Source organism: uncultured Bradyrhizobium sp. (assembly GCF_936943645.1).
Classification (GTDB): domain Bacteria; phylum Pseudomonadota; class Alphaproteobacteria; order Rhizobiales; family Xanthobacteraceae; genus Bradyrhizobium.
In genome coordinates this window covers 157705-184336 of sequence record NZ_CAKZJO010000054.1, presented here as the reverse complement: position 1 = coordinate 184336, position 26632 = coordinate 157705, and the positions used below count along the sequence as shown (strand labels likewise).

The 26632-nt window shown below is 64.6% G+C and carries 27 protein-coding genes and 1 tRNA gene; 17 read left to right on the top strand and 11 right to left on the bottom strand.

Annotated features, from left to right (window positions below):
* The first annotated feature begins 93 nt into the window (after positions 1 to 93).
* Together Q0743_RS14255 and Q0743_RS14250 are read left to right on the top strand one after the other, a co-directional pair.
* A complete protein-coding gene (locus Q0743_RS14255) occupies positions 94 to 1686 on the top strand; it encodes a glycosyltransferase family 39 protein (protein ID WP_298242167.1) in 1593 nt (530 codons plus the stop codon).
* A 16-nt stretch (positions 1687 to 1702) separates the two neighbouring features.
* The gene (locus Q0743_RS14250) at positions 1703 to 1921 is read left to right on the top strand and encodes a hypothetical protein (protein WP_298242166.1); all 219 of its coding nucleotides are present in this window, start codon (positions 1703 to 1705) and stop codon (positions 1919 to 1921) included.
* Here the strand turns inward: Q0743_RS14250 and Q0743_RS14245 are convergent.
* Positions 1893 to 3095, bottom strand: coding sequence for a multidrug effflux MFS transporter (locus Q0743_RS14245; RefSeq protein ID WP_298242165.1), 1203 nt, complete (start codon positions 3093 to 3095; stop codon positions 1893 to 1895). The two genes, Q0743_RS14250 and Q0743_RS14245, sit on opposite strands and share 29 nt — an antisense overlap.
* A 184-nt stretch (positions 3096 to 3279) precedes the next feature.
* Positions 3280 to 3861, bottom strand: coding sequence for a TetR/AcrR family transcriptional regulator (locus Q0743_RS14240; protein ID WP_298242164.1), 582 nt, complete (start codon positions 3859 to 3861; stop codon positions 3280 to 3282).
* Positions 3862 to 3950: 89 nt separating this feature from the next.
* Between Q0743_RS14240 and Q0743_RS14235 the strand changes: the two genes are divergently transcribed.
* From Q0743_RS14235 to Q0743_RS14225, 3 genes are all read left to right on the top strand, one after another.
* Positions 3951 to 4730, top strand: coding sequence for a crotonase/enoyl-CoA hydratase family protein (locus tag Q0743_RS14235; RefSeq protein ID WP_298242163.1), 780 nt, complete (start codon positions 3951 to 3953; stop codon positions 4728 to 4730).
* Between the two features lie 162 nt (positions 4731 to 4892).
* Positions 4893 to 6203 (top strand): hypothetical protein, encoded by a 1311-nt coding sequence (locus Q0743_RS14230; protein ID WP_298242162.1) that lies wholly within the window; start codon positions 4893 to 4895, stop codon positions 6201 to 6203.
* A gap of 71 nt (positions 6204 to 6274) precedes the next feature.
* Positions 6275 to 7528, top strand: coding sequence for a hypothetical protein (locus Q0743_RS14225; RefSeq protein WP_298242161.1), 1254 nt, complete (start codon positions 6275 to 6277; stop codon positions 7526 to 7528).
* 2 nt (positions 7529 to 7530) lie between these two features.
* On the opposite strand, the gene Q0743_RS14220 is transcribed toward Q0743_RS14225, so the two are convergent.
* Entirely contained in the window at positions 7531 to 9078 is a 1548-nt protein-coding gene (locus Q0743_RS14220; protein WP_367184902.1) for a hypothetical protein, read from the bottom strand.
* A gap of 390 nt (positions 9079 to 9468) precedes the next feature.
* Between Q0743_RS14220 and Q0743_RS14215 the strand changes: the two genes are divergently transcribed.
* Positions 9469 to 10953 carry a M15 family metallopeptidase gene (locus Q0743_RS14215; RefSeq protein WP_298242160.1) on the top strand — a complete coding sequence of 495 codons (1485 nt, stop codon included), beginning with the start codon at positions 9469 to 9471 and terminating at the stop codon, positions 10951 to 10953.
* 152 nt (positions 10954 to 11105) lie between these two features.
* Here the strand turns inward: Q0743_RS14215 and Q0743_RS14210 are convergent.
* Positions 11106 to 11194, bottom strand: a tRNA-Leu gene (locus tag Q0743_RS14210).
* Positions 11195 to 11366: 172 nt separating this feature from the next.
* Here Q0743_RS14210 and Q0743_RS14205 point away from each other — a divergent pair.
* On the top strand, positions 11367 to 11786 hold the full coding sequence (locus tag Q0743_RS14205) for a twin-arginine translocation pathway signal (RefSeq protein WP_298242159.1): 420 nt from the start codon (positions 11367 to 11369) through the stop codon (positions 11784 to 11786).
* A gap of 25 nt (positions 11787 to 11811) precedes the next feature.
* Here Q0743_RS14205 and Q0743_RS14200 read toward each other — a convergent pair whose 3' ends face one another.
* Together Q0743_RS14200 and Q0743_RS14195 are read right to left on the bottom strand one after the other, a co-directional pair.
* Entirely contained in the window at positions 11812 to 13014 is a 1203-nt protein-coding gene (locus Q0743_RS14200) for an FAD-dependent monooxygenase (protein WP_298242158.1), read from the bottom strand.
* Between the two features lie 20 nt (positions 13015 to 13034).
* A complete protein-coding gene (locus tag Q0743_RS14195) occupies positions 13035 to 13280 on the bottom strand; it encodes a zinc-finger domain-containing protein (protein WP_007602543.1) in 246 nt (81 codons plus the stop codon).
* A 324-nt stretch (positions 13281 to 13604) separates the two neighbouring features.
* Here Q0743_RS14195 and Q0743_RS14190 point away from each other — a divergent pair, with 324 nt between their 5' ends.
* Together Q0743_RS14190 and Q0743_RS14185 are read left to right on the top strand one after the other, a co-directional pair.
* Complete coding sequence (locus Q0743_RS14190) at positions 13605 to 14738, top strand: hypothetical protein (protein ID WP_298242157.1); 1134 nt, start codon at positions 13605 to 13607, stop codon at positions 14736 to 14738.
* 138 nt (positions 14739 to 14876) lie between these two features.
* Positions 14877 to 15632: an alpha/beta hydrolase gene (locus Q0743_RS14185; RefSeq protein WP_298242156.1), complete on the top strand. Its 756-nt coding sequence runs from the start codon at positions 14877 to 14879 to the stop codon at positions 15630 to 15632.
* A gap of 162 nt (positions 15633 to 15794) precedes the next feature.
* Here Q0743_RS14185 and Q0743_RS14180 read toward each other — a convergent pair whose 3' ends face one another.
* The 3 genes from Q0743_RS14180 to Q0743_RS14170 all read right to left on the bottom strand — a co-directional run bounded on the left by Q0743_RS14180 (position 15795) and on the right by Q0743_RS14170 (position 19003).
* Entirely contained in the window at positions 15795 to 16565 is a 771-nt protein-coding gene (locus Q0743_RS14180) for a hypothetical protein (RefSeq protein WP_298242155.1), read from the bottom strand.
* A gap of 584 nt (positions 16566 to 17149) precedes the next feature.
* Positions 17150 to 17422, bottom strand: coding sequence for a hypothetical protein (locus Q0743_RS14175; RefSeq protein ID WP_298242154.1), 273 nt, complete (start codon positions 17420 to 17422; stop codon positions 17150 to 17152).
* Positions 17423 to 17644: 222 nt separating this feature from the next.
* Positions 17645 to 19003 carry a hypothetical protein gene (locus Q0743_RS14170; protein WP_298242153.1) on the bottom strand — a complete coding sequence of 453 codons (1359 nt, stop codon included), beginning with the start codon at positions 19001 to 19003 and terminating at the stop codon, positions 17645 to 17647.
* A gap of 290 nt (positions 19004 to 19293) precedes the next feature.
* Between Q0743_RS14170 and cysE the strand changes: the two genes are divergently transcribed.
* The 3 genes from cysE (at position 19294) to Q0743_RS14155 (ending at position 21776) form a co-directional block, all read left to right on the top strand.
* Positions 19294 to 20118, top strand: coding sequence for a serine O-acetyltransferase (gene cysE / locus Q0743_RS14165; protein ID WP_298242152.1), 825 nt, complete (start codon positions 19294 to 19296; stop codon positions 20116 to 20118).
* Positions 20119 to 20257: 139 nt separating this feature from the next.
* Positions 20258 to 20476 carry a DUF3126 family protein gene (locus tag Q0743_RS14160; RefSeq protein WP_007602550.1) on the top strand — a complete coding sequence of 73 codons (219 nt, stop codon included), beginning with the start codon at positions 20258 to 20260 and terminating at the stop codon, positions 20474 to 20476.
* A 94-nt stretch (positions 20477 to 20570) separates the two neighbouring features.
* Positions 20571 to 21776 (top strand): FAD-binding domain, encoded by a 1206-nt coding sequence (locus Q0743_RS14155; protein WP_298242151.1) that lies wholly within the window; start codon positions 20571 to 20573, stop codon positions 21774 to 21776.
* 77 nt (positions 21777 to 21853) lie between these two features.
* Here Q0743_RS14155 and Q0743_RS14150 read toward each other — a convergent pair whose 3' ends face one another.
* Complete coding sequence (locus Q0743_RS14150; RefSeq protein ID WP_298242150.1) at positions 21854 to 22561, bottom strand: hypothetical protein; 708 nt, start codon at positions 22559 to 22561, stop codon at positions 21854 to 21856.
* A gap of 224 nt (positions 22562 to 22785) precedes the next feature.
* Here Q0743_RS14150 and Q0743_RS14145 point away from each other — a divergent pair, with 224 nt between their 5' ends.
* From Q0743_RS14145 to Q0743_RS14135, 3 genes are all read left to right on the top strand, one after another.
* Positions 22786 to 23115 (top strand): hypothetical protein, encoded by a 330-nt coding sequence (locus Q0743_RS14145; protein WP_298242149.1) that lies wholly within the window; start codon positions 22786 to 22788, stop codon positions 23113 to 23115.
* Positions 23116 to 23207: 92 nt separating this feature from the next.
* Positions 23208 to 23738, top strand: a complete 531-nt coding sequence (locus Q0743_RS14140; RefSeq protein WP_298242148.1) for a gamma carbonic anhydrase family protein — start codon at positions 23208 to 23210, stop codon at positions 23736 to 23738.
* A 129-nt stretch (positions 23739 to 23867) separates the two neighbouring features.
* Positions 23868 to 25562 (top strand): PAS-domain containing protein, encoded by a 1695-nt coding sequence (locus tag Q0743_RS14135; protein ID WP_298242147.1) that lies wholly within the window; start codon positions 23868 to 23870, stop codon positions 25560 to 25562.
* Between the two features lie 27 nt (positions 25563 to 25589).
* Here the strand turns inward: Q0743_RS14135 and Q0743_RS14130 are convergent, their stop codons facing one another.
* Positions 25590 to 25754 (bottom strand): hypothetical protein, encoded by a 165-nt coding sequence (locus tag Q0743_RS14130; RefSeq protein WP_298242146.1) that lies wholly within the window; start codon positions 25752 to 25754, stop codon positions 25590 to 25592.
* Positions 25755 to 25849: 95 nt separating this feature from the next.
* Here Q0743_RS14130 and Q0743_RS14125 point away from each other — a divergent pair, with 95 nt between their 5' ends.
* Positions 25850 to 26161, top strand: coding sequence for a hypothetical protein (locus Q0743_RS14125; RefSeq protein WP_298242145.1), 312 nt, complete (start codon positions 25850 to 25852; stop codon positions 26159 to 26161).
* Positions 26162 to 26266: 105 nt separating this feature from the next.
* Positions 26267 to 26623 (top strand): hypothetical protein, encoded by a 357-nt coding sequence (locus Q0743_RS14120; protein ID WP_298242144.1) that lies wholly within the window; start codon positions 26267 to 26269, stop codon positions 26621 to 26623.
* Positions 26624 to 26632 lie beyond the last annotated feature (9 nt).

Here is a 26632-nt window from a genome sequence, read left to right as displayed (position 1 = left end):
ATTTGTTTCAATCCTGAAATAGATGTGCCGTCTTCGCGCATCACTTTCATTGTCCCCTTTATCCCCGTGCCGATCGATTTTGCATTCCAGGCGATGGCCGAAAGGTCCGATCGCGCCCCGGCACGATGGCGCCGGCCTTTTCTCCGGTGGCTCGACGGCGTCGAGGCGGGGTGGGCCGCGCCGCTTCTCATCGCCTGCTTCGTTGCGATCTGGACGCTGTATCTCGCCATCGCCTATGCCGGCGGCGGCCTGCACCCCGATACGCTCGAGGCCTGGACGCTGGGGCGGGACTTTGCCTGGGGCTATGCCAAGCATCCTCCGCTGATGGGGTGGGTTGCGGCGGCGTGGACCTCGGTATTTCCGGCCAGCGACTGGTCGCTGCAATTGATGGCGATGGCCAATGCAGGGCTTGCGCTGTTTTTCGTCGACTTGGTCTCGCGGCAGTTCGTGACCGGGCACAAGCGCATCCTGGTGCTGCTGCTCCTGATGCTGACGCCCGCCTATCAATTCCACGCTCAGCGTTTCAACGCCAATGCCGTGCTGCTCGCGACCTGGCCGCTGGCGACGTGGTGCTTCCTGCGCGCATTCGAGACCCGCGGTTCGCTATGGGCGATTGCCTTGGGATGCACGACGGCGCTGGCGATGGTCGGCAAATATTACTCGATCTTCCTCGTCGCGAGCTTCGCCTTTGCGGCGCTGGCGCATCCGGCGCGGCGCGCCTATTTCACCTCCGCCTCGCCCTGGATCTCCGTCGTGACCGGGCTCGTGGCGCTGGCGCCGCACCTCCACTGGCTGGCGACGACCGGGGCGTCGTCCTTTACCTACGCGCTGGCTCACGCCAATGGCATTGCTGCGAGCTCGCTCGTTGAGGTCAGGACTTTTGTGTTGGGGCTGGTGGCGGCGATGGGCGTGGCCGGCATGCTGTGGGTGTTGATCGCCGGCACGCGGCTGAAGCAGCTTCCGTCCGACTTCGCAGCCATGAGCCCGAGCCTGCGGCTGCTGTTCTACGTTGCGATCGGCACGATCGTGCTGCCGATGCTGACGTCGCTCGCGATGGGCACGGACCTGCCGTCGTTATGGGCGTTGCAGGGGCTTTTCCTGTTCGTCATCCTCATCGTCTGTGGTGCGCGCTACCCGATCGAGCGCTTCTACACCGTCAACGTCACGGTGATCGTGGCCGGCGTCGCGCTTGCCGCCGTCCTGATCGTGGCTCCGATCCATGCCGTTCATCGCAACGATCAGGGTTACGAGGAGAGGCGGAATCTCTACGCACAGGCGGCCCGCGAAGTGACGCGCCAGTGGCGCGAGCTCACCGGCGAGCCGTTGAGTGCCGTCAGCGGTGATGGTTCGCTGGCTTTCGCCTCCGCGTTCTACAGCCCCGATCATCCGAGCAATGTGGGGCCCTTCGAGCACGAGGATACGTGGGGCTTTCCGCGCAAGCCCTCGCCCGATCGCGGCTGGGCCGCGCTCTGTTTCCGCGATCAGGATCTATGCAACCAATGGATGGAGTGGGTATCCCCCCGCGTCCGCCATTACGTCAGGCGCGAATTTACCGTGCGGGCATCGCTGTGGGGCCGGCCGGGTCTTGCGCGGGAGGTGGTCGTGCTGATGGTGCCGCCGCTGGACAGCAAAGCGCCGGCCAGCGCTGCCGATGAATTCAGCGCCAACCGGCGCGCGACCGAGTAGGGCGCCCCGCTCAGCAGTGGCTGTCGCGCAACTGCTCAAGCCCTTCGCTCGCGAAAGGCGTGGTCAAAGCATGCTGTCCGGTGATGGGCTCGGAACGTTCCGTCGTCGGCGGCTCGACGTCGGCGTGATCTTGGCGGTGTTCCAGTTCCATCGCAGCGGCCCTTCAAAATTGCTGCACGACAACATCGCGGCCGCCGGGAAGTTCCTCAAGCGATCGGGCGATGATGCGGCATGAACAGCCGACCCTTCTCCACCACCAGCACGATGGCGAGCGCAGCGAGCGTCGACAGGAAGAAGCCGACCGAGAACGGCAACAGCGTTCCATCGAAGCTCTGTCCGATCGCCATGCCGACCACGATCCCGATCAACGTCGTGATCGAGCCATAGAGCGAGGAGGCCGTGCCGGCGATGCGGCCCTGCGGCTCCATGGCGAGCGCGGTGAAGTTCGCGACCATCATGCCGAACGAGAACATCATCAGCGCGGAGAGCACCATGAACAGGCTCAGCGGCAGCATGCCGAGGCTTTCCGTCAAGAGCATCACAGCGGCGACGACTGTGTAGAGCATCAAGGCCCCGTGCGAGATCACGCGCATGCCGAGCCGCCCGACCAGCCGGGCATTGAGGAAACCGGCGACGGCGGTGCCGGCCGCAATCGCGGCGAAAGCGAGCGGGAAATAATGGCCGAGGTGATAGATGCCGGTGAAGACCTGCTGGGCGCAGAAGACATAGGCGAACAGCGCGCCGATGACGCTGCCGGCGGCGGTGGCATAGCCGATGGTCTGGCGATTGGTCAGGGTCTGCCGGAAGGCCGAGAGCACATCGGCGGGCGCCAGCGACCGGCGGCCGGACTCGGGGAGGGTTTCAGGCAGGCGCAGAACGCACCATGCAAGCGCGAGCAGGCCGTAGAGCATCAGCACCACGAAGATGCCGCGCCATGCCGTCACCATCAGCACCGCCTGTCCGAACGAGGGCGCGATCACGGGCACTGCGATGAACACCATCATCGCGAGCGACATCACGCTCGCCATGCGGCGGCCGACATAGCAGTCGCGCACGATCGAGGTCGCGATCACGCGCGTCGCCGAGGTGCCGAGCCCTTGCAGCGCCCGCGCCAGCAGCAGCGTCTCGAACGAGGGCGCAGCGACCGCCAGCACGCTCGCTACCGCATAGACCGCCATGCCGCCGAGCAGCACCGGCCGGCGGCCGAAGCGATCCGACAGCGGGCCCATGATGAACTGGCCGGCGCCGAAGCCGATCAGGAAGGTCGACAGCACCAGCTGAAGATGGTTGGCGACGGGGATGTTGAACGCCGACCCGATATTGGGCAGCGCCGGCAGCATCATGTCCATCGCAAGCGGATTCAGCGCCATGATGGACGCGATCACGATGACAAATTCTGGAAATCCCATGGGTCGGTGTCCGGAGGACACCCAGGAGTCGGCATTGACGTCGGACAAGCAGCTCACCTTCTGAAATCGAGCGACTTTATCCATCGTCCATGCTGCGTTGCACAACCCATGTTTCGGGATGGCTGGCAGGCGGGCGGACAAGAATTGGTGAGGTGGCGGCCCGGGGACGGGGGCGCCTCCCCAATCAGCCGCGCTTGCGGGCTTGCTCGACCAGGCCGAGCGCCAGACGCCCGGCGGTGTCGACATAGTCGAGATCCCGATGGATCAGCATCACGGTCGTGGCCCCATCGAGCAGCACGACGAGCTGGCGGGCCAGCGTCTCCGCCCCAGCCACGCCGTGATCGCGCAGCTCGGCTTCGAGCCAGGCTTCGAACCGTTTCTTGTGCGCGGCGCCGGCTTTGACGGCCGGATGTGCCGGTGTGTTGGCGAGCTCGGCGATCGTCCGCAGGAAGCCGCAGCCGCGCCAGCGCGGCGTAGCCACGGAGCGTCCGAGCTTGACGAAGAGACCATGGACCTTGTTGGCGATACCGCCGTCGGTCTCGGCGAACCAGCGCATATAGAGCTCCAGCGTCGGCTGGTCCCTCGCGGCGATGGTCGCCGCGACGAGCTCGTCCTTGCTGGTGAAGTGATAGTAGAGCGTCTTCTTGGTGACGCCGGCCTTCTCGGCGACCGCATCCATGCTGACCGCCCGGATGCCCTCGCCATAGAACAGGCGCGTCGCCGCAACGACGATCTGCTCGCGCGTGGTGTCACCTCTTTCCGACATTGCTGCAATGTATACTGCCTAGTGAGTATACACAACGAGGCCGGTGTGGCTGACTTCCCTTCGGATGTTCGACCTGGAAGGAGCAAGACTTGTCCGATCTGATACTCTGGGAAACACGCGGCGCCACCGCGCTGCTGACGTTCAACCGCCCGGGCAAGCTCAACGCATTGAGCTACGCGCTCATCGACCGTCTGATGGCGATCCTCGACCGCATCGAGGACGATGCCAATGTCCGCGCGGTGGTGCTGACCGGGGCGGGCGATCGCGCCTTTTCGGCGGGCGCCGACATCGCCGAATTCTCCGAGAGCGTGAAGCGCGGACCGGACATTGCCGTGAAGGACTTCGTGCGCCGCGGGCAGGCGATGACGGCGCGCATGGAGGCGTTCTCGAAGCCGATCATCGCTGCGGTCAATGGCCTCGCCTTCGGTGGCGGCTGCGAGATCACGGAGGCCGTGCATCTGGCCATCGCCAGCGAGCGCGCGACCTTTGCCAAGCCGGAGATCGCGATCGGCATCACGCCGACTTTCGGCGGCACCCAGCGGCTGCCGCGGCTCGCGGGCCGGAAGCGGGCGCTGGAACACCTCCTGACTGGCGATTCCTTTTCATCACAGCGAGCCCTGGAGATGGGATTGGTCAACCGTATCGTGCCGCATGCGCAGCTTCTCGACAGCGCCTTCGCGCTGGCGGATCGCATCTCGCGGCACTCGCAGCTGGCGGTCGCCCGGGTCATCACGGCCGCCACGCGGGGCCTCAACGTCTCGATCGCGGAGGGCCTCGCCATCGAGAGCGAGCAGTTCGCGCGCATGGCCGCGGCGGCGGAAACCCGCGAGGCGCTCGATGCCTGGCTGGCCGCCCGCGCGTCGCGATAGGGCCCGACTTTCGCGGCGCCGGCAACCAACGATTCACCATATGAGCGGGCACGGCGCGTCGGGGAGATGAATCCGCAACCCATCCTGTCCATTGTGACCTGACCCGCGCCGCCCATTGCGCCCCGGGAACCCAGGAAGACAGGTATTTTCGCGGTGTCCGACGTGACCGATGCAGCACGATGGTTGGGACCCTCGGCCCCGGCCGCGAGGCGGGGGATCTGGCTGTCCTGCCTGATCGCGCTCACCGCTCTGGTCGTCTTCGGCAACCTCGCCAGCTATGCCTTGCTCGACCTGCGATATGGCTGGGATCTTCTCGTCAATTGCGCGGCGGTCGATGCGCATGTCGCGGGGCTCGATCCCTATTTCGTCAAGAACCTGAAGGGCACCAATTTCTCCTATCCCTATCTGCCGGTGACGCTGGACGTGTTCCGCCCCGTCTGCGCGGGTGGCCTTCTCGTCGATCACTACATGAGCCTCTATTTCGTCCTCGCCGTGCTCTGCGGGCTGCTCCTGCCCGGGCTCGGCCGAACGCGCCCGCGCGACGTCGCGCTGAGGGTGCTGTGCGTGCTCGGTGCTTTCGTCGGCTTCGAATGGGTGCACGTCTCGGGGAATTTCGCGATCCTGAGCGGCGTGCTGACCGCGATCGCGTTGATGCTCCTGCTGCGCGCGCCGACCGCCGGCGTGCCGGAAGACCCGGGCTTTGCCTTGCGCCTCGCCGGTGCCGCGCTGCTCGGCCTCGTAATGTCGTTCAAGCTGGTGTTCTTCCTGGTGCCGGCCGCGCTCTATCTTCTGCCGCTGCCGCGCGGCCGCAAGCTGTTGCTGATTACAGTGGCGGCGTTCAGCTTCGCCTTGCCGATCCTGATATCGTGGCTGTTCTATCCCGATCTGTTCGCGAGCTGGCTGCTCGCGATCGGGGGACGAATTCCGGGCCAGCACGCCGTCGATCTCGTGGAGATCAATCCGTCGCTGCTGCTGCTCGCGCAGAACCTGACGCATCACGCCGGCGTCGAGAGCAGGCCGGTCGTGCTCGCGACCTATGCGCTCGCCGCGCTCGCGCTCGTGCTTGTCCCGTTCGCCTTGTCGGTCCTGCGCGTGGCTGCGAGCCGGCCCGTGAGGGAAGGGGGATCGCGTCTCTCGCAACTGGACCGCTGGCTGATCGATCATCCGCGCGCGGCCATGCGCGTCACGGTGCTCGCGATGTTTGCGCTCTATCTCTGCTCGCCGCGCTTGAAGGAATACGCCTTCTTCGAGCTCGCACTCTATGCCGCCATTCTCGTCGTCGACCTGCCGGCCCGCCCGCTCGCTGCCTTTCTCAGCGTCGGCCTGATCGCTCCCGCACTGACCTCGCTGACACGGACGACGCTCGAGGGGACGTTCATCCTCCTCGTCGCCGCGCTGGCATGCTTCTGGATCCTGCTGCTGGATTTTCGCGCGGAGCCAACACGCCTCGAGATGGAGGGCGCGAGCCCATGACTGACATCACCGCGTCCGCGGAAGGCGGAAAACAAATGGCCTTTGCTACTGAGGCGCCGGGGAGCAATTGGATGACCCGCTTCATCCTGGCATTGGCCGTGCTGGTCGCAACGCTCGTGGCCATCGACATGGGTATGGACGGGACGTTCGGCTGGGATGCGCGGGTGAACTGCGCCGCCGTCGATGCGCATGTCCAGGGTCTCGATCCCTATTTCGTCAAGAACCTGAAGGACACCAAGCTCTCCTATCCCTATCTTCCGGTGACACTCGATGCGTTCCGCCCGCTTTGCGCCGGCGGTTTTCTCGTCGCGCATCACAAGCCGATCTTTCTCCTGCTCACGCTGATCTCCGCGCTGCTGCTGCCCGGTCTCGGCAAGTCCCGGCCGGGTTCGAGGGATATCGCGGTGCGGATGCTGTGCGCGTTTGGCGGCTTCCTCGGCTTCGAATGGATCGTCGCAACCGGCAATTTCGCAGCCCTGAGCGGCCTGCTGACGGCCGCATCGCTTGCCTTGCTGCTGCGCCCCGCGCGGTCCGCGCACGGCACCGGCACGAGCCTGCCCCCGCAGCTCGCAGGCGCGGCGCTGCTCGGCCTCGTCACCTCGTTCAAGCTGGTGTTCTTCCCGGTTCTGGCTGCGCTGTATTTCCTGCCGCAGTCGAGAGCTCGCAAGCTTCTGCTGATCGCCGTCGCGTCCGGCATGTTCGCCCTGCCGATCCTGGCCTCGCTGGCGATCTACCCTGACCTTTTCAGGAGCTGGCTGAGCGCGATCTTCGGACAGATCCCCGGACAGCATTCGCCGGGCAATGAGGTCAACCCGTCGCTGCTCTTCCTCGCGCTGATGTCTGCGGACAGCTTCGGGCTCGCCGGCAGCAAGCCGGTGGTCGCTGCGATCTATGGCCTGTTCGCGATCGCGCTCGTGCTTGCACCGCTCGCGATCTCCGTATGGAGAATGATCGGCACTTGGCGCCCGGCGCGCAAGGTTTCGCCGCTTCAAACGCTCGACGATTGGCTGCTCAGCCATCCCGAAAAGGCCATGCGCATCACCGTGCTCGCGATGTACGCGCTTTATCTCTGCGCGCCCAGGCTGAAGGAATACGCCTTCTTCGAGGTGGCGCTCTATGCCGCCGTCCTCGTCGTCGATCTGCCGGCCGTCCTGATGGCTGCCGTCCTCACGATCGCCGTCGCGATACCGACCCTGGCGGCGGTCTCGGGCGTCTTCGTGAGCGGCTTCGGCCAGCTCACATTTGCGCTGATCTGCTTCTGGCTGCTGCTGCCGCGCGAACCTTCGAGCGATGCGGCATCATCGGTTGAGCCCCGGCAGGCCTGATCTTAGCGGGATGAGGCGTCTTGCCGGGTGTAAAGGCTGACATACGCGCCGGTATATTGCTCTTTCCAGCCTCTCTCGCCGACCAGAAACTGCCGCAGCGGATCATGGGCCCTGATCCAGAGCACCGCGTCGATCTTGTACTTGCTGATCACCTTGTCCCAGCTGGCCGCGTCGATGTCCCAGCGAACCAGCTCGTGATAGTCGCGCAGCAATTCGTCCGGATAGGCAGTCGCCGCCCGTCCGTCGACGAAGACGGGCACTGATCCGCGCGTCCTGAAGATCAGGAGCCCGCCGACGTTCCAGTGGTTGAGCAGGCGCGCGTGCGAGGTGTGCGCCTCGAGATAGCGGGCATCGTCCTCCGACAGCATGTCGGGCAGGGCCAGAGCCGGCCGCACCTGCATGAACGTGAAGGGCAGCAGCAGCACGCCGACCACGCCTGCCGCGAGCATCGCGCGCCGAACCTCGAAGCTCGAGAAGCGCTTCGGCAGCAGCCGGTCGATGTGAAGCGCCATCGGGACGCTGGAGAAGATGAAGAAGAATGCGGTGTATCTGAACTGATAGAGACCGAGACACAGGAAGAGCCACGCGAGCACGCGCGCCTCGAGAGGAACGCGCGTGGTGTTGCGGTAGCGCAGCTCCAGGACGACGAATGTCAGCGCATAGACGATGCCGGGCAGGCTTCCCGGCAGCTCCATGTTGAAGAAGTACGACCGCCACTCGCCGATATCGGCCTGGATGAAATGACCGAGCGTCGCCCGCACGCCGTCATAGACATGCCATCCCAGCGGATTGACGAAGATCGCGAGGACGCAGCCGACGCCCGCCAGGCAGTAGTTCCGGAAATTCGTCCAGTCGCGCCGCAGCAGGGCGATGCCAGCGAACACGCCGAGGATCGGAAAGGCGAGCATGAAGCCGCCATGCAGATTGACCCAGGCGACCATCATCGGCGGCAACAGGAACCAATTCCGTCGCCGCAGGCATTCGCCGTAGAAGATGACGGCGAACAGCATGGTCGCGACGTTCGGCGAAGCCGCCAGATACATGTTGGGCGAGGCTTCGTAGCAGGGATAGAGCAGGCACGTCGCGAACACCGCAATGCAGACCGCCGGAGCCGATGCACCGCTGCTGAGGCCGCAGAAGGTGAGATACAAGGTGATGACCGCGCCGCAGGCGACGACCATGAGCACGATGCCGGCAAAGCCCGTATGCTGATACAGCACGCTCGCCATCACGTCCCAGAGCCAGGACAGGTTGTACCACTGCCTGTCGCCGAGGGTGAACGCCCACGGATCCTGGAACGGCACCTCGCCCCGCTGCCGGATCAGGTCTCCGGCGGCGAGGTGCCAGCCGAGATCGTAATGGCCCAGCAGCAGCGCTCCGTTCGACAAATAGAACACGGTGAGGAAGGCGATCAGGAAGACATAGACCTCGACCCCGTCGAGGTATCGTCCGGACGCTGCTCGTCCGTCGCCAATCCCGGGCCGGGACCAATCCTCGCGCGCGTCCATCGGAGCTCTCACCATCGCAGCCAGCCGCTCCAGGCCTTGCATGTCCCTGGGTCTGCATCCGCTTTAGCGGGAGACGCTCTAAGGCGGAGTAAAGGCCGGTCGCGCCCAGCGGCCGCACGAAGGATATGTTGGTGAACCAATGATTATGCTCCCGGCGGCGATCGCAGCCCTGCTTCATGGGATCCCACCCGAGGGCCGATCCCCGTTCGCCCGCTAAGTTACGGCAGCCATGATGGCTTTTGTCTCTATCGGCGCCGGTGCGACGGGCGTGGCATCTGCGGCGGTGCACTTGTTCTTGTGACACGCTGAGGTTGACGGTCGCTTGTCGCCGCCGTATCAATATTGATCTTTGCTGATCATTTCCGTTGCCCATTGCTTTGATTGTCGAACGATTTTTTCGGGCCGTTTGTCGCGCGGCCACAGGAGGATTGCATGACCAAGAAGCCGAAGGCTGGGATGTCGGTCGTCAGCCTGGATGGACAAGATCTTCCCTTCGCACTCCTTGCGCCCTTGTCGGATGCCGCCCCCTTGGTGGCTGACGTCAAGCCCCAGGTCATCACTGCGGCAAAAATGTCGGCGATTGGACGATACGAGTGGAAGAACCGCGGCGTCGCCTGCATCGGCTACACCGCAGGGATGGCGGTAGCTTACGCGTCGGCTTATGCAAGATTGCAGGCGCATGATCCCGTCGCGGACCGGATGGCGCGCACTCTGGAGCCGGCCTTCGTCGATTCCCACGGCAATCTGAAGGGCGATGCTCTGTCCTGGTATGCCGACCAGTTGCGAGCCATCGGCATGGGCACGGCGACGTCGGCCGAGCGCCTGCGAGCCCTGTTCGTGCTGCTGCTCGGTCTCGGGATGCGGGAGAGCAGCGGGCGCTTCTGTGAAGGACGAGATCGGCACGCCAACAATCGGGCCGCTGACACGGCGGAGGCGGGGCTGTTCCAGATGAGCTTCAACCTCGTTGCGCCGCGTGCCGAATTGCTCGACGTCTTCCACCACTATCAGGACCATCCCGATGAGGGGCTCCGCGAGATATTCGAGGTCGATATGCGGCCGCGGGAAAACGATAACGACCGCGAGAATTTCGGTGACCCCGAGTCCCGGGGCTTCGCCTTTCAGAGGCTCAGCAAGCAATGTCCGGCCATGGTGGTCGAGATCGCGGCGCTGGGACTGCGGGAGCAAGCGGGACATTGGGGACCGATCATCAATCGCGCTGCGGAGGTACGGTCGGCGAGCAAGGAATTGCTGCTGGCAGTGGAACGGATCGTCGATGCGCCTGCAATCGCGGAGGCCGGGCCCGCCGCGCGAGCGCTCGGCGCAGACGCGACGCTGAGCCGTGCGGATCTCGCCCGCCGCTTTTCCGCACCGGTTCCTCTCGCCTCTCTGCTGCCCATCAACACGGGACTATCGAGCGCCAAGGAGGAGACGATGATCTCGCTCCTCGGCTCGCCCCATATGCCCCTCACGACCGTCGGGCAGAACGAGCGCGCGTCCGATCTGGTCAAGCGCAATCTCGTGCTGGAGCGAATGTCGCCGCTGTTCCGCCTGACCGGCGTCAAGCCCGCGGTCGACGACGTGAAAGCCGTTCTGACGAAAGCATTCGCAAAACAGCCCGCTCTCGCGAAGGTTCTCTCGACGGAAGGCATGCTCAGCGTGCGCATGCGCAAGCCGACCAACGGTTCGGTCAGCACCCACGTCTCCAATCACGGCTGGGGGACGGCGGTGGATTTCAAGGTCGTCGGCTTCGACGCGCCCGCGAACACCGGTGCGACCGTGCCGGAGTTCATTGCGCTCTTGATTCCGCTTTTCAACAAGGCGGGTTGGTACTCAGGCGTCGCCTTCAACGACACGATGCATTTCGAGGTCTCGGAGGAGCGCATCCGGGAATGGGCGAAAAAGAAAGTGTTGAAGTAGGCGGTCGTGCCGGGAAGGCCTTCGTCGTCGCGAAGTCGCCTGGAATTGAACGTGCTGGGCGGAAGCCAGGTGCGGCGTGGCCATGAACAGTCGGCTGCCAAATCATGCTGCCCGCGACCGAGCCGTCGCATATCAGGTGGCATCAAATCTCGTGGTGCGGGCAGCCGGGGTCGAACCGGCACAGCGCTTGCGCACCGAGGGATTTTAAGTCCCTTGCGTCTACCAATTCCGCCATGCCCGCTTGATCCAACGAGATCAAACACTTAAGTCCATCCCCGGGCGTCTGGAATTGGTGCTTTGCGTCTGCCGGGGACGTTCTTCCTTAAGCGAGCCGGGCGCACAAGGCAAAGCCTCAATCCGGACACCGGGAGTTGCTTTAGGCATTCTCAATCCAACGGGACTATTCATCCGGCATGTTTGCTTCGTTTTCCTCTTCCCTGCGCGGCCTTGGTGCGCTCCTCGCGCTGCTTGTGGCCGGCGCCGCGCTGTCCGGTTGCGCCAGCATGAGCGAGACGGTCGCGCCGGCCTTCGCCGACCCGGCCAAATACGAATTGTACGACTGCAAGCAGCTGGAAGGTGAGCGCAAGCTGCTCGCCAAGCGCACCGACGATTTGCGGGCGCTGATGGAGAAGGCCGAGACCGGGGCAGGTGGCGCGGTCGTGTCCGAGCTCGCCTATCGCAACGATTATGTCGCGGTGCGCGGGCAGGCCCAATTGGCCGAGGACGCCTGGCGCCGCAACAGATGCCGGGAAACGCCGCCCGAGGCGACACCGCCTGCGCCGTCACCTGCCGCAGCCAAGCCCGCACCGAAATCCGGCAGAGCGGCCCGCTGACGCGCGGCACCGTCGGCGCTTCGGCTCAGGGCCGCCAGCCGTAGATCCAGTCCTGCCGCGCCAGCATGCGGTCCGGGCCGAGCGCGCGGATCGCAAGGTCGCGTGCGGCCGCAAACGGTCCGCTCAGATGATAGATGCGGCCCTGCTGCCGCGCGGTCCGCTGCACCCGCCGCACCCGCGCCTGGCGCGCGCGGCCGTATTGCGTCAGCGCCGAAGCAATGCCCGCGCTGCTCTCGGCGGCTTCAAGACTCAAATGCCGGGCCAGCACTGCGGCGTCCTCGATCGCCATGCCCGCTCCTTGCGCCGCGAAGGGCAGCATCGCGTGCACGGCATCGCCGAGCAGCGCCACCGGACCCTTGCTCCACGGACAGCCGTCGGGCACGCCGAACAGCGCCCATTTCCGCCAGCTGTCGACCGTGGCGAGCATCATGCGGGCCGAGGCCGGCCAGCGCGGGCCGGCGAAGGCGTCCATCACTTCCAGCGGGTCGCCCGGCGTGCTCCAGCCGGGTCTGTTCCAGGTGCCCGGCAACACGGCGACCACGTTGATCTGCCGTCCGCCCGCGATCGGATAGGCGACGAGATGGGCATTCGGTCCCATCCAGAGCTGCACCCGGCGCGCGGTATAGTCCTTCGGCAGTTGCGTGGCGTCGAGCGTGCCGCGCCAGGCGATCAGTCCGGAGAAGCGCGGCTGCACTTCGGGAAACAGATGCTGGCGCACCGTCGACCAGATGCCGTCAGCGCCGATCAGCGCGCTGGCGAGATCGCTGCGGCGGATCGTGCCGCTGCGATGGACCACCGTCAGTCCCTTGGCATGGGGGGCGACGTCCTCGAAGGTCGCGCCCAGCTTCAGGTCGACGTCGGGATGGTCGGCAACGGCGTCGGCCAGCGCCGATTGCAGATCGGCGCGGTGCACCACCCAATAGGGCGCGCCGGCCCGCCGCGAGGCGGCTTCACCGAGCGGCATGCGCAGGAGTTCGCCACCGGCCCGCGCGCTCATGATCGAGACAGCCTCCGGCACGACGGCGCGCAGCTTGAGGCGCTCGGCGAGGCCAAGCTCGACCAGCACGCGGCTGGCATTGGGGGAGAGTTGCAGTCCGGCGCCGACTTCCTCGAGGCGCTCGGCCTTTTCCAAAACGACGACGCGGAAGCCGCGGGCGGCGAGCGCGAGCGCAGCCGTCAGTCCTCCGATGCCGGCACCGGCGATGACAATCGTTCGGGAGAGCGCCACCCCTTAACCAGTGGAGGCGGTCAGGCCACCTTGTCCTTCAGGACGCATTCCGGCGGACGGGCTTCGCCCGCTTTCAGGTCGGCGGCGAAACGATACAGCGTCGAGCAATAGGGGCAGATGATCTCGTTGTCGTTGCCGAGGTCGAGGAAGACGTGCGGATGGTCGAACGGAGGGTTGGCGCCCACGCACATGAACTCTTGCGAGCCGATCTCGATGACGGGGACACCGGCATCGTTATGGAAGTGCGGGACGACATGGTCGGACATCGTAACTCATCCTGGAGTGGCAATGGCGGCAGACACAATCAAGAACTGACGCGGCATATTTGAGGCGCCGCGGACCATACTGGCGGGTGTGGATGATTGCTAGTCCAGCGGAACCGAAAGGTCCGCAATTGCCCCATGCTCATTTGCTCATGCAAATTCGACACAATCTTGAGGCCAGAGAGAAGCCCTTCTTTCGTCGGGGACGTTGTGTCGCAATTTTGGCATACTATGTCTCTCGGAGAAGCGAATTTGCGCCGAAAGACGAATCATCCTGCGCCATCGATCCCGAGGACCGCAGGGCTTTTCCGGATCTGGCTTTTCCACATGAAATGGCTGCGAATCACCATAGCTCTGACCGGTATCGCGGCCTGCGGCTTCATGCTCGCGCAGGTAGCACCGCACGCCCGCGAGGCCGGCGCGATCCTCGCCGCGAAGGACGATCCGGCCGCGCTCTCCGAGCTCAAGCTCGATTCATTGCTGCGGCAGAATGACCGCCTGATTCAGGACAACATCGAGGCCGCGCTTGCCGCCGGCGATGCCGATCTCGCCGACAGCTTTGTCGCGCTGGCGCGCGACCGCAACATCGCGCTGCCCGACGACCTCCTGAGCCGCGTCGGCGACGCGGTCAAAGCCGAAGCTTCCACGTCGCACTTCGCCAAGCGGTTCGCCACCGGCCTCGTCACCGGCAATGCCGACGACGTCGCGAGCCTCTCCGGCACGGTGGCCGGCGATCTCTTCGTGATCGGCGACATCCGCGACGTGGTGCGCGAGGGCAAGCATCTGGCCATGGGCGAGGACACCGACCGCCTCGTGCTCGGCCTTGCGGCCGCAGGCCTTGCGGTGACCGCGGCGACCTACGTCTCCGTCGGCGGTGCGGCGCCGGTCCGGGCCGGACTGACGCTGGTGAAGGATGCGCGGAAAGTCGGTCGGCTCGGCGAAGGCCTTGCCGTGTGGGCCGGCCGCTCCGCGCGCGAGATCGTCGACGCACCGATGCTCCAGAATGCGGTCGCCAAGGGTTCGGTGTTCCGGCCGGGCGAGACGGTGAGTGCGATCAAGGCCGCGTTCCGGGCCGAGAAGGCCGGCGCGCTGGTGCGGCTCGGCAAGGACGTGACCCGCGTCGCCGAGAAGACCGGCACGCGCGGGGCGATGGATAGCTTGCGCATCGCCGAGGGTCCGAAGGACGTCGCGCGCGCGGCGCGGCTTGCGGAAGCGCAGGGCGGCAAGACGCGCGCGATCTTGAAGCTGCTTGGCCGCGGCGCGCTGCTGCTTGTCGGAGGCATGTTCGATCTGGCGATGGCGCTGTTTGGCGCGGTGCTGACGCTGTTCGGCCTGTTGTCGTCGATCAAGGCGACCACAGAACGCCTGACCCAGGCCTGGTGCGATCGCAAGAGGGCGCGGCGGCTCCGCCGTGCGCAGATCGCCGTCGAGGCCGATCTGGCGGATGCCGTGCCCGCCTGACCCGCGAGCGGATCGGGTCAAATCGTCGTCGCTTTGGGCTATTGTTTGAGCATGATATTGCCGGAAAACCGCTGCACTGTTTTCCGGATCGTGCTCTAAGATCGACCCATCCCCCCACAAGACCTCACGGAACTGATGATGCCGAGCTTTCACAACGGCGCCGTTGAAATTGCCTATCTCGACGAAGGCGAGGGCGATCCGATCATCCTGGTGCACGGCTTTGCCTCCAGCAAGAACGTGAACTGGGTCTATCCGACCTGGGTTTCGGAGCTGCGCAAGAACGGCCGTCGCGTCATCGCGCTCGACAATCGCGGCCATGGCGAAAGCGCAAAGCTCTACGATCCCGCGCAATATTCGATTCCGGTGATGGCCGGCGACGTGCTCGCGCTGATGGATCATCTCGCGATCCCGCAGGCCGACATCATGGGCTATTCGATGGGCGGACGGATGACGGCCTGGCTCTCTCTCAACGAGCCGCAGCGCCTGCGCTCGGCGATCCTCGGCGGCATCGGCATCGGCGGCCTGATCGAAGGCACCGGCCCCGGCGAGAACGTCGCATTAGCGCTGGAAGCGCCTGCACTCGACGACGTCACCGATCCCGTCGGCCGCACCTTCCGTGCGTTCGCGGACCAGACCCGCTCCGACCGCAAGGCGCTCGCCGCCTGCCTGCGCGGCACGCGCGATCTCATGACGAAGGACGAGGCCGCGCGCATCGACGTGCCCGTGCTGATCGCGGTCGGCTCGACCGACGACGTCGCCGGAAGCGCCAGCGCGCTCGGCGCGATCATCCCCGGCTCCGAAGTGCTCGACATCCCCAATCGCGACCACATGCGCGCGGTCGGCGACAAGGTCTACAAGAACGGCGTGCTGGAGTTTCTGGCGCGGCGGGGGTGAGGGGATGTTGTCCGAAGCGATGAGGTTGTTGCCTCCATAACAGGGCCTCGCCCCCTCCGAGGCAGCTGTCCTCTCCTTCATGCGCAGAGATCTACAGCCCGCTAAGGGCGCTAACGAGACGGAGGAACGTCAGGAGGCCATAAGCGGAACGGTCCACTCTCTTCAGGTCTGCGAAGCAAGAACTGAACGCGCAAGATCGATTATCTCGGCACGAAGATGACTTTTTCCAACTCGGGGATGCAACAACATCATCCCCCAAGGGCTCGATCTCCCAACATCCAAGGAGTGAATGAGTGATAGGCCGGCCGAGTCGCCGAAGGCCTTTGTTAATTCTTCCATACGCTGAGCAAGAACTTTAGAGTTTGCCGCGACCGCATATCGGAGCTGGTACATCCCAGATCGCCGCATTGAAGCGAGAATGAGTGGTCCATATTCTCCGGGGGGAGGCACCTTGCTCGCAAGCACTTGGCTTACCAACCCAAACCAATAAAGGTCAGCGAATGTGAGGTCGACTGAAATGCGGCCGACTTCTTCTCTGTCCACGTCATGACCTCGGATGGCGCTAAATGACGCTTGAACGTAGGTCTCCATGCTCTTGAGAAACGGAATCACGTCATGCACCGACACCCGGGAAGGTAGTTGCAGTAGCGGATCCACGTTGCTCAACGCAAATCGCACCAAGGCCATCTCTTGGCTTTGTTGAAGGTGCATCGCTCCGACGAGGGCGCCGTCGCTCATGCGCCCCCTAGATTGGTGCAGATGCGATAACCAATAAACAATCTCTCGGGGGCCGCCGCCCGATCTCGCCAGCTCAAGGAGCGCTTTCTCCGTCACAGTTGCACATGCTGCGAGCTTTCGCTGGCTGTTGCGCTGCACTTCATCGATGTGAAATTCGCACCATGTCTCGCCGGCGCCGATAACGGAAAGACCCACTATATGATCGATATCCGCGAAGGATATTTGAAAGCGGCTTTGACCCGATGGCCCATGAGAAGAGCCGACAAGCTGTCGTCCGGCGCTCCATTTTCCTAACCATCGTCGAAGCTGCCTCAGGTTGTGCCTTACCTTCTTGTCGTACCCATGAACGGATCTTCTCATGTACATGAGAATGACGCACCGATCAGCGTACCAGACTAAGTCTGCCGGTTCTTCGGAAGCGCTCGTTTTCTCTGGCTGAAACAGCGCATGCGGTCCGAGTATTCTGGCGGAGAAGTTGAATATCAGCTCCTCCTGAACTGATGCGAATGATCTATTTAGCTGCATGGTGCCAGTTTAGATAACCGGCGGTGGCAGTCCACTCTTCAAGTGCGCCTAGGATGGGTTGAGCCCTTGCGAAACCCATCATGATTCGTCAGCGGCGAACGGATTGATGGGTTTCGCTGGTGCTCCACCCATCCTGCGCGTCAACCTTGGTGCGATCGATTGACTGACCTGGCATCTGCCGGTACCCGCCGTCCGCTCCCTTTAGCGGACCGCTCCCGGACGCGTTTCCGAGAGCGGCTGTTTTGTGTGGCCCGTCACGCTGCCTTTTCTTTGAGTTCGAAGTCCATCGTCCAAGTCGACTGACCCGGCTGCTTGCGGAATATCCAGATCGTCAAGGTCGAACCTGGTGGGATGACGATGCTGTCACCTTCGTGCATCGTGAACTGCCGAATGTTGCTTTCGGTCGCCCAAATCGAATGAGAGTAGACATCCTTGTCGCTGGACTTTGTGCAGCTCAATACGCCTCCGTTCAAAACGGCGCGGGTGGCGGTCTGGCTGATGCTCGAGTCCATGTGAATGGTAGTCATTTTGGCAAATCTCCTAAGGTATGAAAAACGGTAGATGCTCCCTTAGGTTGTTGTGGTGTGTCAAGCGTTCACGTAGGACACCGCCCACTCCTGAATGGATTGCTCTCCACTCCCATCGAGTCATTATCCGGCGCGATACCGGCCAATATCCCGTTATCAATTGGGTGGGGAACGCGCCGGCGCGGAGATCATCGAACAAGCGAGCGTGACGACGCTCCAATCTCACCGCTCTTTAGCGTCCTCACCAAACCGCCGCGCGACCGCCATCAACACCACAAACGTCGCCACCCACACCATCCGCGCGCCGTAGCGGTCATGGGGCCCTGAGATCACGCCGCAGATGAAGGCGTTGCCGAGCAGGGCCAGCGTCACGGTCGCTGCGAGCAGCGTCAGGTCGTCGAGCCGGCGGGTCGCCAGCGCATGGGCGAGCAGCGCGACCAGCGCCAGCATCGATGCCAGCGCCACCGGCACGTGCAGCCAGTTGATCGCGGTGAAGTCGAGCTGCCAGTTCTGCTGACGCGCCACGCGCATCGGCGCGGCCTGTGCGGGGATGTAGCGCTCGATGATGCCGCGAGTGTGCGGGATCCAGACGTCGGTGCCTTCGCCGGTCGCCACATGCAGCAATTGCTGCCCCATCGCGCGGAGCGCCGCGCCGGCCTGCCAGGCCGGATAGTCCTGGAGCGCATGCACGACGATGTAACCCATCTCGTCGTTGAGCCCATCGAAGCGGCCGAGCGTGTTGAACATGCTGTTGCCCCACAGGAACTCGTCGGCGGTGGCGGGCAGCTCGTTGCGATAGGGACAGAGCTTGTAGCGTTCGCGCGGGCAATGATCCCTGAGATATTGCGCGACGATGCCGTCCTGCATCATGCGGCCGAAGGCGACGCCGTAGCCGCCGGGCGTCCAGGCGACCTTGCCGGACAGCGCATAATTCGCCGAGACCAGCATCACACTGCCCGCGACGATGGTGAGGCTGGCCTGCGCCAATCCGGCCAGCGGAAGGCGCTGCTTCAGGAACGGCCGTGCCATCCAGCCCGCGACGCAAAGGCCGAGCAGCACGCCGAGCGTGGCGCTGTGGGTTGCCGCGGCGAAGGCGGTGAAGACGAACAGCGCGATCTTTTCGAGCGCCGACGTGCGGTTTGCGCCCACAATCAGCAGGAACAGCGACAGCACCGAAAGCCCGGCGAAGATGTCGGTGAGCAGCATGCTCGCAAGCCAGGGCAGCGCGGTCGACACGATCAGGCCAAGGCTGATTGCGATGAAGCGGAGGGTCTGCATCATCGAGAGCACGCGCAGTGTAAGCTGCAGCAGCCACAGCGTTGCCAGCGACTGGACCGCGAGGTTGATCCAGAAGCCGAAACTCTCGCCGTAGTGCAGGTAGAGGCCGAACACGGTGGAGCGGCTCGGGACAAGATATCCCTCATACCAGCGCGCCAGATAGCCGCCGGTATCCCATTGCAACAGCGGATAGCCGTTCCAGAACGCCGGCGCGATCATCAGCAGGGGCAGGGCCACCGCCGCCAGACGCAGCCAAGGCGCATCCGCGGCGCGCGCGCGCAATTGATCGGTGGTGATGCTCAAATCCGGCCCCGTCCTCGCTTGTCGATCATGCCCGCAATAACGGTTGGCGGAGAATTCACCAATAGTTTGACACCGCCCGGCTTGAATTTGGCAAAACTCTGACCACCTTGAGCCAACCTTGCCGCTTGGGGGCGTCAGAAGAAACCGTGGTGTTTCAACATCTTGACGCGCTTTTGCGGCGCAAGATGCTGTTCACTCTCAGGCAAGCCGGTCAGGACGTCGTCGCCTAGACTATGCTATAGAACCGGTCAAACGAGCCCCCCGAAAGGGCAAATTCGAAGAGCAAATCCATGGCAGTGCATCAGGTCAATCCCGGCGGAAAGCTCGCATCGCTCGATCCGATCTGGGATCGGATCCGGGGCGAAGCGGAGGACATCGTCCGTCGCGAGCCGGAGCTTGCGACCTTCATCTATTCGTCGGTGCTGCATCACAGCCGCCTGGAGGATTCGGTGATCCACCGCGTCGCCGAGCGGCTCGATCACTCCGCGCTGTCGGGCGACCTGGTGCGCCAGGCCTACATGGATGCTCTGCGCGACGACCCCGACATCGGCAACGCCTTCCGCGCCGATCTCGTCGCCGTCTACGACCGCGATCCCGCGACCTCGCGCTTCATCGATCCCTTGCTCTACTTCAAGGGCTTTCACGCCATCCAGACCCATCGCCTCGCGCACTGGCTCTATCTGAAGGGCCGCAAGGACTTTTCGTACTATCTGCAGAGCCGCGCCTCCGCGGTGTTTCAGACCGACATCAATCCTGCCGCGCGCATCGGCCGCGGCATCTTCCTCGACCATGCCACCGGCTTCGTCTGCGGCGAGACGGCGATCATCGAGGACGACGTCTCGATCCTGCACGGCGTCACGTTAGGGGGCACCGGCAAGGAGAACGAGGATCGTCATCCGAAGATCCGACACGGCGTCTTGATCGGCGCCGGCGCAAAGATCCTCGGCAACATCGAGATCGGCCATTGCGCGCGCATCGCGGCGGGTTCGGTCGTGGTCAAGCCCGTGCCGCACAATGTCACGGTCGCGGGCGTGCCGGCCAAGATCGTCGGCGAAGCCGGCTGCGCCGAGCCGTCGCGCACCATGGATCAGATGATCAACGCCATGGGACTTTGAGACATGGGACTCTGAGCCCGCGTGCAAGGGCCGGATTTTTGAGGCCCTTTTCCTCCCCAAATTCTTTGGCAATTCATGCTGGCGGTTCGTCGCGTCTCGTCCTAAAACGCGGCCAGCCATTTTCGATCGGAGACTTGCCGTGGACGTCAAAGAAGTCAGAAAGTTAGATGCGTATCTGAAGCGCGTATTCGGCAATCCCAAGATCCGCGTCGTGCCGCGGCCGAAGAAGGACGATTCCGCCGAAGTCTATATCGGCGAGGAATTCATCGGCGTGCTGTTCGTCGACGACGAGGACGATGATCGCTCGTTCCAGTTCCAGATGGCGATCCTGGAAGACGATCTGGTCGATCAGGAATAGTGCGAACCGATTGGTGATGCGGAACTCGCAAGTTTCACCAATTCGTGTCTGACGCGGCGGTGCGATCAGCCGCCGCATTTTCCATATTGCCTCAATGCAGACAGTGCTGATCTCCGGGGCGGGGATCGCAGGGCCGACCATTGCCTATTGGCTCAAGGCGGCCGGCTACGCGCCGACGTTGGTCGAGCGCGCGCCCGCGCTTCGTCGCGGCGGCTATGTCATCGATTTCTGGGGAGTGGGTTACGACATCGCCGAACGGATGGGGCTGCTGCCCGCAATCGACGACGTCGGTTATCATGCGCAGGAGATGCGGATCGTCGATGATGGCGGGCGGCGTATTGCCGGTTTCGGCACGCGCGTGTTCGACGAACTGACGGGCGGACGCTACATTACGCTGGCGCGAAGCGATCTGTCGCGTCTGCTGTACGGGACGATCAGTGACTCCACCGAAATCATCTTCGATGACGAGATCGTTGCACTCGAAGAGCGCGCCGACGAGGTCAGGGTACAATTGCGGCGGGGTGGCGAGCGCGGCTTCGATCTCGTGATCGGTGCCGACGGGCTGCATTCGACGGTGCGGCGCCTTGCGTTCGGCCCGCAACAGGCTTTCGAACGGCATCTCGGCTACGTCGTCGCTGCATTCGAGGCCCGCGGCTATGATGTTCGCGACGAGAATACGTATCTCATGTATGGGCAGCCGGGCCGCATGATGGGGCGCTTTTCCCTGCACGGCGATCGAACGCTGTTCCTCTTCGTCTTTGCCGACGCCGCCGCTGGATGGCCGGGCACGCCTGCCGACCAGAAAGCAAAGCTGCGCGACCTCTATGGCCGTGCGCGATGGGAGTGGCCGGCGATCCGAAACGAGCTCGATCGCGCCGATGAGCTGTATTTCGATCGGGTCAGCCAGATCAGGATGGGCAGCTGGTCGCGCGGCCGCATTGCGCTGATTGGCGATGCGGCCTTCTGCGTGTCGCTGCTTGCGGGGCAGGGCTCGGCTCTGGCCATGATCTCCGCCTATGTGCTTGCGGGCGAGCTCGCACGCGCCGAGGGACGCCACGAGGAAGCATTCAGCGCCTACCAGACCCGCCTTCGCGGCTATATCGGCGCCAAGCAGCGTGGAGCGGAGCGCTTCGCCACGGCGTTTGCGCCGCGGACGTCGTGGGGATTGTGGTTTCGCAATCAGATCGTGAGGGCGTTCTCGTTGCCGGGCGCGGCGCGACTGGCCATCGGCCGAGATATTGCCGACAAGCTGGATCTGCCGCGCTATCGCTGGGCCGATCGCGACAAGAGCGGCGTTTGAACGGCCTGTGGCCTCATGCGTGATGTCTTCCTGGAAGTCGCAGCCGCGCAGTGGCATCGGCGACCGGACGGCCCCGCTCAGCCCTTGGGTCCGCGCAGCTGTGCGGTCAGCCTGTCCATCGCCTCCGCCACCTCGCGCCACTGCGACAGCCAGCTGCGCGGAAAGCGGAAGGTGAGGTCGGCGCCGCCGACGCGGCGCTCCGACAGGCACATACCGGGCGTCGCCGCATCGCGCGTGCATCGCGCGGTCAGCGCCGGGCTTGCCGCGGAATAGAAATCCTCGCTGCCGTAAGGCGTCTCGGTGCGGAACATTCGCATCGTCAGGCCGTCCGCGGGCGTCGCTGCGGATGGGTCGAGATAGCGCGGATAGATCGTGGCCGTGCGCTGCTCCGGCGAGAGCGCATCGTGATGCGCAGCGATCGACAGGAAGATGCGGTCGATCGATTGCACCGCCGCTTCCACGGTGTCGGCGGTGACGTGTTTCGGCGCGCCGGGCGGCTCCAGCGAGGGATAGAGGAAGTCGAGATCGATGCGCTCCTGCGGTCCGGAGTGGCGCTGGATCTTCATGCGGATCGCGGTTACCGGCAGGTTGAACAGCGTGCCGCCCACGCTGACCGGCAGCTTGTCGGGAGCGTTCGCGCCGCCCGAGCCCCAGGTCGGCCACAACAGATAGGCGACCAGCGCGACCGCGCCCATCGCCGCCGCGCTGCCGAGCAGGATCGGCACGACATGCGCCCGGGGGCGCGTGCGTGGGGATCCGAGGGGAGCTGCCGTAAACATCGTCATGAGCTTGCGCGAGGTCGAGCCGGACGTCGGCCGGTGGCCGACGAATCAGCGGCGAATATGCCACGCGGCGGCGATTTCGCGCAGCGTTCCGCACCTGCGGGGCGCGTGGGCCGCCCTGCGCGGGCGGGGCGGCGGCGTTAACCTTCCCTTAAGGATAATGTAGCGTTAACCAGCCCTTTTTGTCACAGGAAGGCGGTGGCGTTGCGTAAGGGCGGACCGTTCCGATGACACCTGAAGCTTTCAATACCCTCTTCTCGATCTGCATCGGTTTCGCGCTCGCGGGCGCGCTCGTGAACGGATACCAGGCGCTCGCGCAGCGGCCCGCCGGCTTCGGCCTGCTGCAGGACGGCGTGGCGCCGAAGACCTTCGCGGCGGTTCCGTTCCTGGTGTTCGCCGCGCCCTTCATCATCATGCGCAACACGCTGCGCGGCATGCGGGTGGAAAGCCGCCGCGTGGAATTCGTGATGATGGCGACCCTCATCGCCGGCTTCTGGAGCATGATGAGCGGCACCTTCTTCCTGATGACGCTGCGCGCGGCCGGCGTTCTGGCTTGATGCCGGCGCCCTGGCCGCTGCCGAAACGGGCGGCCCTTTGCGTCAACGCTGCGGTTTGGCTATGCCTGTGGTCGACGTGACAGGAGACCTCCATGGCGATCTACGAGCTCGACGGGCAGGCGCCCGACCTTCCCGCCGACGGCAATTACTTCATCGCCGAGACTGCGACCGTGATCGGCCGCGTGCGCCTGAAGCCGGGCGCGAGCGTCTGGTTCGGCGCGGTGCTGCGCGGCGACAATGAGTGGATCGAGATCGGCGAGGGCGCCAATGTGCAGGACGGCTCGACCTGCCACACCGACCTCGGTTTCCCGCTTCTCATCGGCAAGAACTGCACGGTCGGCCACAACGTCATCCTGCACGGCTGCACCATCGAGGAGGGCGCTCTCGTCGGCATGGGCTCGATCGTGATGAACGGCGCCAGGATTGGCCGCAACAGCATCGTCGGCGCCGGCTCCGTCATCACCGAAGGCAAGGAATTTCCCGAACGCTCCCTGATCATCGGCTCGCCGGCGCGCGTGCTCCGCACGCTCGACGATGCACAGGTGCAGCGCATGGGAAGTGCGGCCAGGTTCTATGTCGCCAACGGTCCGCGCTTCAAAAAGGGCCTGAAGCGGATCGGTTGACGCTCGGGCGGTATCTGCCCGGTCCCGCGCAAACGGGTTCCACGCCGTAAAAATACCGGTTGAAACATTAAGCCTCCGCTAGCGCCGCACCGGTATCGTGGGGTGTTTTCAACCAGGGGGAGCTGCGCCATGAATGCTGCGGCACCGGCATCCGGCCTCGTCGCCGGAACCAATTTATTGAAGAAGTTCGTTCGCCTCGCGCGCGGCGCCGACACGCTGAGCGTCGCGGAGAAGGTCTACAGCATTGCCGCCTTCCTCGCGATCGTCACCACATTCCTGCTGGTGATGTCGGTGCAGACCGTACGTCTGCAGACGACGTATCGCCACATGCATGTCTCCTCCGCGGAGGCGGCGATCACCGTGGGGCGCATCAACGCGCTGATCTACGCCGTCGTGATGGAGTCGCGCGGCATCTACATGTCCACCGATCGTCGGGCGATGATGCCGTTCGCGGATAGGCTGAACCAGCGTAACCGCGAGCTGGCCGACGCGGTGAAGAGCATGGAGCGCACCGTCGGCAATGACGATGCCGAGCTGTTCGCCGCCTTCCGCCAGCGCATCGCGCAATTCATCGATTTCCGCAAGGAGCTGGTGCGGCGCGGCGTCGAGATCAGCTCCGCGGCGGCGCGCGAGTGGGGCGACAACACCGCCAACCGGACGCTGCGCAGCCAGCTCAACACAGACCTCGAAGCGCTCGAGCAGATCTACAGGCAGCGCGCCCTCGATGCTGACGCGCTCGCCGACGAGAACCGCTACGCGGCGGCCTATCTGTTCGCGCTCGGGCTCGCGGCACTGCTGTTCGCGGGACTGAACGTCGTCGTCATGCGCGGCTCCGTGGTCGGCGCGCTGGCCGATATCACGCAGGCGACCGACCGGATCGCGCAGGGCGACGTCAAGAGCGAGGTGCCGCATCTCGGCCGTCACGACGAGATCGGACGTCTTGCCCGTGCGGTGCAGAATTTCCGCGACGCCGTGGCGCGCATCTTCGAGCTCGAGGAGCTCGAGCTCGGCACGGCGCAGGCACGCGACGCGGCGAGGACCGAGCGCGACACGTTCAACGACAAGTACCAGGCCAAGAAGTGGCAGCTTTCGGCTGCGATCAACAGCATGCCGCAGGGCCTGATCATGTTGGACGGCAAGGCCAACGTGGTCGCGATGAACTCGAAGTACCGGCAGATCTACAATCTGCCCGAGACGATCCAGGCCGGATCGACCCTCGAGGAAATCCTCGAGCACCGGGTCAAGAGCGGGCTGTTCAATGGCGACGTCACGAAATACGTCGCGGCGGTGCTCGGCCGGATCGCCAGGCGCGAGCCGACGGCCTATGAGATCGCCTTGAACGACGGCCGCAGCATCAAGATCTACGAGCGACCGATGGACGGCGGCGGCTGGGTGTCGGTGCAGGAGGACGTCACCGAGCAGCGTCAGCGTGAGCGCATTCTCGAGCGCATGGAGCGCTTCCTCGCCACCATCATCGAGAACGTGGCCGAGGGCATCATCGCCAAGGACGCGCGCAATTTGCGCTACGTCTTCGTCAACAAGGCTGCCGAGAAGATGATCGGAATGTCGCGTGGCGAGATCATCGGCAAGACCGCGCGGGAATTGTTCTCCGCGGAGGCGGCAGCGCTGATCGAGCGGCGCGATCAGCAGCTGCTCGCGCAGAAGCAGCAGCTCGAACCGATCGTCGACACCATCGACAATCCCACGCGTGGCCGCCGTGTGATCTCGGCCCGCCGGGTGCAGATCGGCGGCGCCAACGAAGAGTCCCACATGTTCGTGACGATGGTCGAGGATCGTACCGAGGCACTGGTCGCGGCCGCGTAATTGTCGGCGCGCCGCCGACACGGCGCGTCAGCCGCCTTCGGATTCGCCCGCTTCGATGGTGCCGGCGATCTTCTCGTGGCCGGCGGCCCACAGGGCATGCTCGTCGCTGCCGTTCTGGTAGGGATTGGCCTCGGCCGGAATGTTCTCGCGCGCGGCGCGTTGGCCCTCCGCGAAGGGATCGCGATCTCTCATCGTGACTGGTCTCCTCAAACCTTCAAGCTGGTGCGGTGGCAATTGTTCCGGAACCGGACTTCGCAGCGGCGGTTGACCGGTGAAGGAGATTTCCGATGGCCGCATCCTCCGCAACCGCTTCACTCAAGACCATGATTCTGATCTTCGCGCTCGCGGCGATGCCCGCAATTGCCTTCGCGCAGGCGGCCGGCGGGTCTGCCGGATCGAGTGGTGGCTCCGCGGGATCGACCGGGGGCGTCGCCAATTCGCCGGCCCCACCGCCCGGCACCAACAGCCTCGGCACGGCTCAGTCGTCAGGTCCCGGCGGTGGAGGCGGCGCCGCCACCGGCGGCGGGACGGATGCCGCCGTCGCCGCCGAGAACCGTATCCTCGACAAGAAGCTCAAGAGCATCTGCCGCGGTTGCTGAATGCTCGCGCGGAAGTGAGGCAGGGTGGCTGTCCGGAATGCCCTGCTGACGTTAGCTTGGTCCCTGCTTTGAGCGTGGAGCGTGTCCACGCGGAGGAATCGAGTGATGTTACGCAGGATGATGATGGCGGCGCTGGCCGTAGCAGTGATCGGGCTGTCGGTGCCACAGGCGGCCGAGGCGCGGGGATTCGGGCACGGTGGCTGGGGCCACGGTGGCGGCTGGGGCCATGGCGGCCACTGGCACGGCGGCGGCTTCTGGCCGGGAGTGGGGATCGGGGCGGGCATCGCAGGCGCCGGCCTGTACGGCGGCTATTACGGCTACGGTTACGGCTACCCCTATTACGCCGTTCCCGACGACTATGGTCCTGCCTACAATGATGGCTATGGCGGCTGCTACGTCGTGCGCAAGCGCGTCAGGACGCCTGCGGGATGGCGGTATCGCCGTGTGGACGTCTGCGAATAGCGCCTTGAA